This window comes from Candidatus Enterococcus murrayae (genome assembly GCF_017315985.1).
Taxonomy (GTDB): domain Bacteria; phylum Bacillota; class Bacilli; order Lactobacillales; family Enterococcaceae; genus Enterococcus_A; species Enterococcus_A murrayae.
This window is the reverse complement of sequence record NZ_JAFLVR010000012.1, coordinates 1-11,731: the sequence shown is the minus strand read 5'-3', so window position 1 is coordinate 11,731 and position 11,731 is coordinate 1. Positions and strand designations below refer to the sequence as shown.

General features: G+C 42.8%; 7 protein-coding genes. 5 read left to right on the top strand and 2 right to left on the bottom strand.

The window, feature by feature from the left end; genetic code table 11:
* A complete protein-coding gene (locus tag JZO85_RS05825; RefSeq protein ID WP_207107561.1) occupies positions 1-2,394 on the bottom strand; it encodes a DUF4982 domain-containing protein in 2,394 nt (797 codons plus the stop codon).
* A gap of 115 nt (positions 2,395-2,509) precedes the next feature.
* Between JZO85_RS05825 and JZO85_RS05820 the strand changes: the two genes are divergently transcribed.
* On the top strand, positions 2,510-3,472 hold the full coding sequence (locus JZO85_RS05820; RefSeq protein WP_207107560.1) for a helix-turn-helix domain-containing protein: 963 nt from the start codon (positions 2,510-2,512) through the stop codon (positions 3,470-3,472).
* An 18-nt stretch (positions 3,473-3,490) separates the two neighbouring features.
* Here JZO85_RS05820 and JZO85_RS05815 read toward each other — a convergent pair whose 3' ends face one another.
* Positions 3,491-4,507 (bottom strand): helix-turn-helix domain-containing protein, encoded by a 1,017-nt coding sequence (locus JZO85_RS05815; RefSeq protein ID WP_207107559.1) that lies wholly within the window; start codon positions 4,505-4,507, stop codon positions 3,491-3,493.
* A gap of 278 nt (positions 4,508-4,785) precedes the next feature.
* Between JZO85_RS05815 and JZO85_RS05810 the strand changes: the two genes are divergently transcribed.
* The 4 genes from JZO85_RS05810 to JZO85_RS05795 are packed head-to-tail and all read left to right on the top strand — an operon-like array spanning position 4,786 to position 11,526.
* A complete protein-coding gene (locus JZO85_RS05810; RefSeq protein ID WP_207107558.1) occupies positions 4,786-6,477 on the top strand; it encodes a glycoside hydrolase family 3 protein in 1,692 nt (563 codons plus the stop codon).
* Between the two features lie 12 nt (positions 6,478-6,489).
* Positions 6,490-9,315, top strand: a complete 2,826-nt coding sequence (locus JZO85_RS05805; protein ID WP_207107557.1) for an alpha-L-rhamnosidase — start codon at positions 6,490-6,492, stop codon at positions 9,313-9,315.
* Positions 9,308-9,985: a beta-phosphoglucomutase gene (pgmB, locus tag JZO85_RS05800; RefSeq protein WP_207107556.1), complete on the top strand. Its 678-nt coding sequence runs from the start codon at positions 9,308-9,310 to the stop codon at positions 9,983-9,985. Before JZO85_RS05805 ends, pgmB begins: the two co-directional genes overlap by 8 nt.
* Positions 9,982-11,526 (top strand): glycoside hydrolase family 43 protein, encoded by a 1,545-nt coding sequence (locus tag JZO85_RS05795; RefSeq protein ID WP_207107555.1) that lies wholly within the window; start codon positions 9,982-9,984, stop codon positions 11,524-11,526. Before pgmB ends, JZO85_RS05795 begins: the two co-directional genes overlap by 4 nt.
* The last annotated feature ends 205 nt before the right edge of the window (positions 11,527-11,731 follow it).

Here is an 11,731-nt window from a genome sequence, read left to right as displayed (position 1 = left end):
TTAGTTTTGAATCACTGCTGTCACTTGAGCATGCTTTGCTGCTGTACGAACGATCGCCAGTGCCTTTCCTTGGAATAGACGAATCGTTTCTAAGCTGTGGGCATCCTGATTTATTGGATTTCCATTGGCTAACCCAACGATTTCACCGTTTTCGACACGGATTGATAACAGCTCATCTGCCGTAGGAACTAAACGCTGTTGCTCATCGATTCCCTCTAATTTATAGAGCGTATACTCAGCTCCTTCAAACACTTTCTCGCTTCTGACTGACTGTATCGCAGTGCTGCTCTCATGGCTGGCTTCAGCAACGATTTGACCATTCTCATAAGCTGCCACACTTATTTTCCCTGCCTGATAAGGGACTTCCCAATTCACTATACACTCAGCGACTGGTTTTTTCCCAAAGCTTTTTTCATTGACGAAAAGCTCTACTTCACTAGCATTACTGAACACTCGAATCGCCACAAGGCCATCAGCAGTTTTCTCAAGACCCTCTTCATTCCAATGAGGCATGATATGAAGAACAGGCTCTTTTTTCCAAAACGCTTGATAATAATAGTAATAATCTTTAGGAAAACCGCACAAATCAGCGATACCAAATTGAGAAGAGATCGCTGGCCAAGCAAATGGTGAAGGCTCCCCATAGTAGTCAAAGGCGGTCCAAAGAAAGACGCCTCCCATATACTGATGTTGAGATAGATACTTCAATACTCTTTCAGGTTTAGCGGTTCCTCCGGCGCCTGGATCCTCTGGCTGGCGCTTTCCAGGCAGAATCATTGAAAACAACGAACCAAAATTGGAGCACTGGCAGTTTTCTTCATTGTCTTTATAGATGCCTCTAGTAGAGAAATAGGAGGCACTTTCCGCACTCATGATCGGAAGCTCCGGATGCTGTTCCTTGATCTTGATTGCGCCTGGTCCCATCGCATCTGCTTCCGGATAATTTACACCTAATACATCATAATTTGCCAAGTAGTTTTCGTTAACTATCCCTTCTGGATTCAGCAATTCGGCTGATACCACGAGGCTTTCATAATTGTTTTGCTTGATACAGCGAACCAATTTCTTAGCGATTCGGCTTCCCAGATCCGTGTTGCCGATGACCTCTTCATTTGCCACAGACCAAAAACCAATCGAAGCATGCATACGGCTTCTTTTAACCATTCTTTCTAGATCGGCTATTCGCCACGGCGTGCTTTCCAGCAAACGATTTTCATTCATTAGAATAATCCCAAAGCGATCGCAGGCCTCCAGCAATTCTTCAGAAGCAAAATGATGCGCACTGCGCCAAGCATTGACCCCCATTTCCTTCATTACTTTTACTTTATAATCAATGATATCTTGGGTAAGAGCCACACCCACACCCGCAAAATCCTGATGCTCACAAACGCCGCGCAGCTCATAGGTCTGTCCATTTAATTTGAAGCCTTGTGTATCATAGCTAAATGTGCGAATACCAAACTTTTTGCGGCATTCATCCGTTTCCATTTGAAAAACAGCTTCGTATAAATAGGGATTTTCTGGAGACCAAAGTGTCGGGTTCGGCAGAGTAAAGGTTTCTGTTATAGTTTTCTTCTCAAAGGGCTGTAACATCTGTACCCCCAGCTGAAGGACCTGCTCATCGATTCTGATCGCTGGTGCGACCTCGACGGTATCCAAAGAATAATTTTCTATGCATACCTCCGCACCCAAAACAGCCTGCTCAGCATTTACTTCTTTTGTATAAATGTAGGCAGCGTCCTGATCAAATGACGTTAGCGGTAAAAATTCCAGCCAGACATCTCGATAGATTCCAGCACCTTCGTACCACCAGCCCTCTGCCCCAGTGGTCGTATCCGCTCTTACGAGTAATACATTGGTTCCTTCATCCCCATATCTAGCCATTTCACTGATATCAAAAGAAAACTCTGTGTATCCGCTATCATTATGACCTAAGTAAGCACCATTCAGCCAGACATCCGCAGCGCGCATCACCCCTTCAAAGTGTAAAATGATTCGGCTTTGATCAATGTAACTATCTGACAACATAAAGGTCTTGCGATAATAGCCGATGCCGTCTTCTTTTGAACCGGACATTAAAAGCTCGGGGTCTTGCTTGTAAGGCTGGCTGATTTTCCAATCATGAGGAAGTGTGACTGCTTGCCAGCTTTGATCTAGTGCAGAATCAAAGTCTGTTCCAGCCAGATTTTTCAATCCTTGAGTCGCATCGCCTCGGGCAATCAGCTTTAAGAAATGTTCACCTCCTGCACCATATTCCACATTCTTTCCAGCCTCTTCATTCAACGGTGCGGTAAAGCCTCCTAAAGCATGCGCTTTTTTAGCGGTCTTTTTAGGCATTCCGACTTCTCCGTAATGAAATAGCCATTGCTGATTTATTTTTTTCTTATCTCGCATCTGTGTTCCTCCTCTGATATTCTTCATTCTAGTTAGTCTGCCGGTGTGATATAATCAAAAATACCGACTTCAAGAAAACGTTTACTGCATTTTCCCGACCTATTGGAGGTGTCCTATGACAAAAAATCCTTTTTCTGAGCTTCATTCTAACGATGCAGAAATCCCTCAGATCAGAACACATACGCCCATCGCTATTTTTTATAAGCAAAAAATCGGTGAAAAAGTTCTTTATACGAAAGTCCAGGATGGCGAAATCGTCGCATTTGAGGATGAAGAATACCAAGCGCTACATAAAAATCAAAGCTTTGAGCTGATGTATGTTTTGCAAGGAGAACTGACGAACTTTATAGAAGATAAGGAATATGTTTTCCGTGCGGGTGAAGGCTGTTTGTTGAACACACAGATTTTGCATCGGGAGATTCTTTCGGATGGCTGTAATGTAGTATTTTTAAACCTATCGCCAACTTTACTAAGTGAACTGTTGTCAAACGACTCTGGTGAGGGGCCGATTTTTCAATTTCTCCAACAAAATCTGCAATCAGATTCTCAATGGAAACGCAGCTACATTGAATTTACCCCATGCCTGCCCTATCAAAGCGCTGGCTTTCATGTGATTATTGATTCGCTGCAATTGGAGGTGGCTACTTCTAAGATTGGCCGCTCTTATTTTCAGCGGGGATTGATTTTGCGCTTATTGGATGCATTAGAAAACACCAATCTTTTTTCGCTGCAGCAAATTGATCTGGATCTTTCCAAAGAAGATTACCTGGTCAATCGCGTGATCCACCTGATTGAAGGCAGCTTCGGCAATATTTCTCGAAAAGAAATCGAAGCGTCTCTGCACTACAATCCTGAGTACCTAAACCGGCTTTTAAAGCGGCAAACGAAAATGACGATCGCCAATTATGCCCAGATGATTCGCACGCAAAAGGCGCAGCAGTTGTTGAATACGACCGATTTAACCATTCAACTGATCGCTGAGCGTTTAGGTTTTTCCAGCGAAGCATACTTTTATCATTATTTTAAAAAACAGACCGGTCTCTCCCCTAATCAATACCGTCAAAAATTTAAGCTCTAAAAAACCGATTGAAGGCGCTCAATCGGTTTTTTTTGCATGAAAAGAATATTTCTCACGATATTCAGTTGGCAGTATTTTTAAATTTTTGCGAAACATCTTATAGAAGTAAGAAGGATTTTCATACCCAACCTTCAGTGCGATTTGTTCAATTGGCGCATTTGTATAAGTCAGATATTCTGCCGCTATATTTACACGCTGCAAATGAACCAGCTTAATGAAGGTGAGCCCTGTGTGTTTTTTTAAATAAGAAGATAAGTAATTTGGATTGAACCCAAAATGCTGAGCCATTTCCTCCAAAGTAATCTGAGCGTAGTTTTTTTCAATATACAAAAGCAGCGACAATAAATTGACAGACGTATCGTCGACGCCTGCGATCACCTCTTGTTCATTGGCGGCCGAACGGATTAAGCGGCCAAATAGTGTCAGCAGCTCCAAACGAATGATTTGATTCGATTGAGTATCAGGGTAGTAATACTCCTGAATAATATCCTCCACCAACAGATGAATCTTAGTATCTTGATGGGTGCGAAACAAACGGTAGATGTTTTCTCCTTGAGTCTCGTTTGAGAGCAACGAAAAAAGCAGAGAGGACACTTTTTTTGTTACTCGATCTTCATACATAAAATGATAATCGTTCAAATTGAAGGCTGTGTCCTTAAGCGTTAGGTTGATTACGACACTCTCGGCTTCGATCGGCTCAACACGATGGATCGTATGATTGCCAATAATAATCAAATCATTTTGTCTTAGCTTCAGCTCATCATTTTTCGTAATGACCGTGCAGCTGCCCACGATAGGAACGATTATTTCTACATAATCGTGTATGTGGTAAGGAATAAAAGATTTTATAGGCTGGACGGAAATCGCAATTGACTGTGGATTGACCTCTAATGAATCATCCAATGTATGAAAGAATTCATACACAGGCTCATTTTTCAACACACCTGCACGCTTTGGCTTCATTTCTGGCCCCAGCTCATCCCAGCTGCGAGGTTGATTTTTCTCTTGCAATATTTTTAATAGCTCGTTCTCCACGATCCTATCCCCTCTCAAAAAAAGACACTTATTCCTTAATAAGTTGAGTAATTACAGGTTTAACTTTCTCAAGTCGTTTTTTTCTATGATGTTCCTTCCGCGCTTCGACTAAACTATCTCATGAATGAATCATTCAAGCAAGACGCAATTGACGACAAATGAAAGGAGCAGTGAAATGAACACACCTCAGATGTTTTTTCGCAATGGTTCACTTTATTTTTCCAAGCTAGAATGAAAGCGTGAACAAGTATACTTAAATCATTGGAGGCTTATCATTCATGTTAGATCTAGCAAAAAAACCGTATCACTTAACAGAAGAACAAATTCAACTGCTTCAAGACAACGTTCAAAAAATGTCCTTAGATGAAAAAATCGGACAGCTCTTTTTTGTCATCGGACAAGACGAGGATCAAGTAGACATTAACGAATTTATTCAAACCTATCGTCCTGGCGGGATGATGTATCGCCCTGCTTCAGCAGAGAAAATCAAGCGGCAATTGGCTACAGCTCAAGAAGCAAGTGAGATTCCCTTATTCTTTTCGGCAAATTTGGAATCTGGCGGAAATGGAATTATTTCTGAAGGCACTTGGTTCGGAATGCCGCTGCAAATCGCAGCAACGAATGACCCAACCCATGCTTACGAATTAGGCAATGTCGCCGGACACGAAGCCGCTCAGGTTGGCTGCAATATGTCGTTTTCACCGATTGTTGATATTGATAAAAACTTCCGCAATCCTATCACGAACACGCGAACCTTTGGCAGCGACCAAGAGCGTGTCATCCAAATGGCGGCGGCCCAAATCAACGGACTTGAGCAAAATGGTATTTTACCTGTCATCAAACATTTTCCGGGTGACGGTGTTGATGAGCGTGACCAGCATTTGTTAAGTACAGTCAACTCCTTAACCGCTGACGAATGGATGGACTCCTATGGAAAGATTTATCAAACCTTCATTGACCAAGGGGTTACCAGTATCATGATCGGTCATATCCTGCAGCCGGCTTGGGAAAGAAAGCTGTCTCCAAAAATAGCGGACGCGGATTTAAAACCTGCTTCTGCTTCAAAACTCTTGATTGACGGACTGTTGCGGGACAAATTGGGCTTTAACGGATTAGCGATCACCGATGCTACACCGATGATCGGCTACAATGCGATTCTGCCTCGTGAAGAGCTGCTGCCAGCAACAATCAATGCGGGAATCGATATGATCCTTTTCAATAAAAATATCGATGAGGATTACGCCTTCATCAAAAAAGCGGTAGAAAATGGCACACTGAAGCTGGAACGTATCGAAGAAGCCGTTCTTAGAATACTCGCAACTAAGCTGACTCATGGGTTGTTTGATTCTAAGCTGCCTGAAACGCTAGATTTAAACATCGAGGAACACGCGAAAAAAGCAGCCGCAGCAGCAAAAAAATCGGTCACTCTCGTTAAGGATCGCGATCAGCTTTTGCCGGTAACAGTGAAACGCTATCCGCGAATTCGCATGGTCGTCTTAGGGGATTCAGATGATGGCGGCTTCAAGGAAGGCGGTCAGGTCTCAGGGCTTTTTCAAAGTCAGCTAGAGTCCCTTGGCTTTGAAGTGAGCTTATACGACCGGCAGCACTTGAACTTCCATGAGATTTTTGAGGAAGGCGTCGCTGAAATGAAGGAGAAGTTTGATTTAGCACTTTACATTGCCAATATCGAAACTGCCAGCAATCAAACAACGACTCGCTTAGATTGGATTCACTTAATGGCCGCTGATGCACCATGGTTCATGAAGTCGATCCCAACAATTTTTATTTCTACTGCTAATCCTTATCATTTATTTGATATTCCAGCCGTATCTACCTACATCAACACCTATACTGGAAATAAGGAAAGCATTGACGCTGTCATTAGAAAAATGACCGGAACGGAAGCCTTTGAGGGTATCAGCCCGGTTGACCCATTTTGCGGTGACTTAACCGCTAAACAATTATTTTAGGAGTGTGAAAAAATGAAGATTTCAAGTATTTTAATCAATCATATGACCGAGCCTGTAGGTTTTCAGCTGGATGATTTACGAATCGAGTTTATCGTTGACGCTGATCACTTTATCGAACTAAACAAACAAGTAACTATTTGGACGAATGACTACAATCAGCCCGTTTATCAAAGCGAGAAACAGCCGTTTGAAAACAATTATTTTGACGTTCCCTTAAAAATGAGTCCACGTACTCGCTATCATGTGGAGATTTCACTTTCTGATGCAGATAACAACCATTTTTCCAAAACAAGCTTTTTTGAGACCGGTAAAATGGACGAAGCGTTTCAGGCAGACTGGATTGCTCATCCAGATAAAACGATTCAGAACACACTTTTTAAAGGCTCCTTCACTCCTAAAGCTAAAGTAGCCAGCGCGCGTTTATATGCGACTGGTTTGGGAATTTATGAAGCTTCTATTGATGGTGAAAAAGTCGGTGACGAGTACCTCACCCCAGGTGTCACAGCCTATGATCAATGGGTTCAAGTTCAAACCTACGATGTTACCGAAGCATTCCAAGGGACCAATAGCCATGAGTTGCTTTTCACTACTGGCGATGGCTGGTACAAAGGAACTTTGGGCTTTGACGGTGGACAGGCGAACATTTATGGCGACCAGCACTGTGTGATTGCTGAATATCATGTAAATTATACAGACGGTACTAGTGAAATTATCACAACGGACGATTCCTGGCTGACAACTAGCGGAAATGTCACAAAATCTGAAATTTATTATGGTGAAGACCTAGATGACACGAAGACACCTGGTGATTGGCAAGCAGCTATAGTATTAAATAAAGAGAAGTCCCTTCTGCAAGACCGCTTAAGTTTGCCGATAAAAATTATGGAACGCCTGTCTGTTCAAGAAATTCTTGAAACACCTGCTGGCGAACAGGTCCTTGATTTCGGACAAAACCAAACGGGTTGGCTGGAATTTTATAACCGAGAACCTAAAGGCACTAAGCTTGTCTTTCAAATGGGAGAAATCCTGCAAAAGGACAACTTTTATCGGGAAAACCTGCGCGAAGCACGAGCGGCTTTTGTCTACATTTCTGATGGTGAGGAAAAATGGGTACGCCCTCACTTCACTTTTTATGGCTATCGTTATGTAAAAGTCGAAGGAAATACCCAATCATTGATGAAGGACGACTTCCAAGCAGCGGTCATCTATTCTGAAATGGCAACAACAGGAAAAATCGAGACGACCAATCAAAAGGTCAATCGTCTTTTTGAAAATATTTTATGGGGACAAAAAGGAAACTTCTTAGACATCCCGACTGATTGTCCGCAACGGGATGAACGGCTAGGCTGGACAGGCGATGCTGAAGTATTCTCCAAAACGGCCGCCTTGAATATGAATGTCTTCCCTTTCTTCAAAAAGTATGCAAAAGATATTGCAGTCGAACAGGAACTGCATGATGGAATGGTACCTATGTATGCCCCGGCAATGGGAAATTCTGACGGCGGCGCTGCCGTCTGGGGGGATGCAGCAACGATTATCCCTTGGAATATGTACCAAAGCTATGGTGATCCTGCAATCTTGCGCCAAAATTATCCAGCTATGAAGGCTTGGGTCGAATGGATCAAAAAGAACAGCCACACCAATGATTTGTGGACTGGAACCTTTCAATTTGGAGACTGGCTGGCGTTAGATGGTGAAAACCCTGCCTTGCCAACGGGAAAAACAGAAGAAGATTTTATCGCATCAGTCTACTACTATTACTCTAGTACTATCGTAGCCGATACATCTGAAATTTTGAATCTGCCTAAAGATGCAGCTCACTACCACGAGCAGGCGCAACAAATCAAAGCGGCGATTGTGAAGGAATATATTACTGGAAATGGCCGCTTAGCAATCGATACTCAAACAGCCTATGCGATTGCCCTGTATTTTGAACTAGTTCCTGAGTCACAACGGCTGCGGGTCGTAAAAGATCTAGTCGCACGGCTGAAAAAAGACAACGACCATCTTAAGACCGGCTTTGTTGGTACTCCGTTCATTTGTCAGGTCCTCTCTCAATATGGGTATCATAAACTAGCCGCCAAGATTTTTCTTTTGGAGGATTTTCCAAGCTGGCTCTATGCTGTAAATCTTGGCGCGACAACCGTATGGGAACGCTGGAATTCTGTCCTGCCCGATGGTTCGATGAATCCTGAAGGGATGAATTCTTTGAATCATTACAGCTTCGGGGCGATCATGGAATGGGCTTATAATTATCTTCTAGGCATTCAAAATACGAAACCCGGCTATCAAGAAATGACGTTTGCGCCGCTTTTCGATTATCGTTTGAAACAAGTCAGTGGGCATTTCGACACACCTTATGGAAGAATCGCTGCGGACTATCAGATCGAAGCAGACAAAGAACACACAATTAACATTCATTTGAAAGTTCCATTTGGCACTACCTTGAATGTTGAATTGCCTAGATCAGAAAATGCTTCTGTTACAGTAAACGGCGAGCTTAAAACCAACGGGCACTTCTCTCTTTCCTGCGGTACGTATGCGATCAGCTATATTCCTTCTGAAGATTACGTCGAACATTATCACAGCGAAACAACGGCGGCGGAAATCATGGCGGATGCGCTGCTGGTTGAAAAAATCGATGCAATTGACCCTGTATTAAATTTCTTTAGAGCCGATCCGGGTGCTGTTCAAGGTGGATTGGGTACTATGTCATTGACTAAACTGAATACCCTCTTACCTTTTATTCAAATTTCACCGGAAAAGCTTGCGCAAATTAATGAAGTATTGGCCTCGACGCCTATTCTAAGTGAACGGGAGGAAGTTTCTCTTGTTTAAAGGCGCTCTATTTGATTTGGATGGTGTCATTGCTGACACCTCCAATCTGCACTTCAAGGCTTGGCAAGATCATGCAAGAAATTACTTTGCTGCCGAACTGCCCCCAAGTATAGAGGAACAAACGAAGGGAGTAAGCCGCAGCGATTCGCTAAATGTTATTCTGAACTATCTTGATGTTGCCGTTTCCGATAGTATGTTCCACCAATTACTGCTGGAGAAAAATGAACATTACAAGGACTCGCTAAAGCAGTTGTCCCCTAAGAACATTCTACCGGGGATCACGACATTCATAGCTGAACTAAGGCAGCATCACGTGAAGCTCGCATTAGCCTCAGCTAGCTTAAATGGCCCAGTCATTTTGGAAAAATTGGCGTTGAGCGAAGCTTTTGATGCCATTGCTGATCCGAGTAAGGTTCCCTGCGGCAAGCCCGCTCCAGATATATTTATCGCTGCAGCAAAAGCACTGGACCTCCATCCGTCAGAATGTATCGGAATCGAGGATGCCATTGCCGGAATTACTGCCATCAATGAAAGTGGCGCATTCTCAGTCGCCGTTGGGGCTAATCCTGAACTGAAAACCGCTGACCTTCCCTTTCTAACCACATCCGAATTAAAATTTGAGACTATTCGCACAAGCTATAGCCTCTGGCAAAAGGAGCGTTTCCTATGATCAATAGTTATCAAAATCCAATTTTACGAGGAATGTACCCCGATCCTAGTATCGTCTTAGTGAAGGATACTTATTATATGGTCAATAGTACATTTGAGTATTTCCCTGGAATTGCATTAAGCAAAAGCACTGACCTATTAAACTGGACAAAGGTACCTGGAATCACTGAATCGAAAGAACAAGCAGATTTATCGAAGGCTAAGTCTAATGAAGGAATTTTCGCCGTTTGTATTCGCTTTTTCAATGATCATTTCTATGTCATCACGACAAACTTTGCCGAGTTCAAGAACTTTATTATTAAAGGCCGCTTAATAGATACTGGCGAAATCGTTTGGGAAAAACAGCGAGTAGAAATTGACATTATGGGGATAGACCCTGATCTATATCATGAGAATGGGCAGACCTATGTCACCTTCACTGGGTATATTGACGAAAAAGGGACAAAAGCTATCCAGCAAGCAGAAATCGAGCTTTCAACTGGAAAAATTGTCAGAGGACCAGAAGTCATTAGTATGGGGACGGGCGGACGAGATGTTGAAGGGCCGCATATTATAAAAAGAAACAACTCCTACTACCTTCTTGCCGCTGAAGGCGGTACTGGTGTAGGACATATGATCACGATGTTTCAATCAAAAAATCTTTGGGGACCGTTTGAAGATACAGGTGGCATCAATCCAATCTTTACAAACCGTGATCGGGCAAATGAACCCTTGCAGAACATCGGGCATGCTGACTTGTTTCAAGATGTTCAAGGAAATTGGTGGCTGACATGTTTAGGAACACGGCCTTCGACGATCGGCTTCAAGCAGATTACCAATATGGGACGCGAGACCCTGCTTTACCCAGTCAACTGGGAAGGCGAATGGCCTGAAATCAATAACGGGATTCCAAGCGAAACCGTCGATATGACAGGCTTCCCAAAACATCAGAGTGCTCTAACCAATGAACAGAAAGCCGTTGCCTTTTGCGATACCTTCCAACAGCCTGCTTTAAATCCTGAATGGCTAAGCTTACGTGATTCGCTGAAGGAAAATATCGTTTTGCAAAACGGCACCTTGACCCTAAAAGGACGTTCAACAACTATTGAGCAAGAAGCAACACCCGCCTTTCTAGGAATTCGGCAAACAGAAAAGGCAGAAGCATTCACTGTCGATGTTGCAGACACCACCGCCATCAATAATGGGAAAATTGGTATTTTGAGTTTGATCAATGACAGTCATTTTGCTGCTATCTTGGTAACCAAACAAGAAAATCAGTTCCTTGTCTCTCGCTATCAAAAAGTCGAGGATCTCATCATCGAAGAGAACTTAGGCAAGCTTGAATCAATGCCCAAACAATTCAAATTGATCAATCAACCAGCGACAAAAACCTTCACCGTAACAGATGGGAAAAAAGAGCTGAGCTTTGAAACAAGCTCCCTGCACTTTTCTAATGAAGCCATTGCTGCACTAAACACAGGTGATGTGCAAGGGATTTATGTGTTAGCTGACGCTGAACTTGTCATCATTAAAGCACAGCGACAGAAAATCGAGGTAGAGTAAAAAAACAGGTACTGTCTTATTATTGACAGTACCTGTTTTTTTAAATAGATAGAGAGTGTAATATTAACTGTGTAAGTAACCACTAATCCTAGGCAGGTGGTTGCTTCACAGTTTTTCTTTTTCTAAAATGAAGCTAAGAGGTGATTTTATTATGGCTAGTCAGAAAAGAAATCGTGATGCTGAAAAGCTAGCTAGAACCATTCTA

Bases quoted from the DNA above. Each gene is read 5' to 3' on its own strand.
- JZO85_RS05825 (WP_207107561.1), bottom strand. From the start codon at position 2,394: ATGCGAGATAAGAAAAAAATAAATCAGCAATGGCTATTTCATTACGGA.
- JZO85_RS05820 (WP_207107560.1), top strand. From the start codon at position 2,510: ATGACAAAAAATCCTTTTTCTGAGCTTCATTCTAACGATGCAGAAATC.
- JZO85_RS05810 (WP_207107558.1), top strand. From the start codon at position 4,786: ATGTTAGATCTAGCAAAAAAACCGTATCACTTAACAGAAGAACAAATT.
- JZO85_RS05805 (WP_207107557.1), top strand. From the start codon at position 6,490: ATGAAGATTTCAAGTATTTTAATCAATCATATGACCGAGCCTGTAGGT.
- JZO85_RS05795 (WP_207107555.1), top strand. From the start codon at position 9,982: ATGATCAATAGTTATCAAAATCCAATTTTACGAGGAATGTACCCCGAT.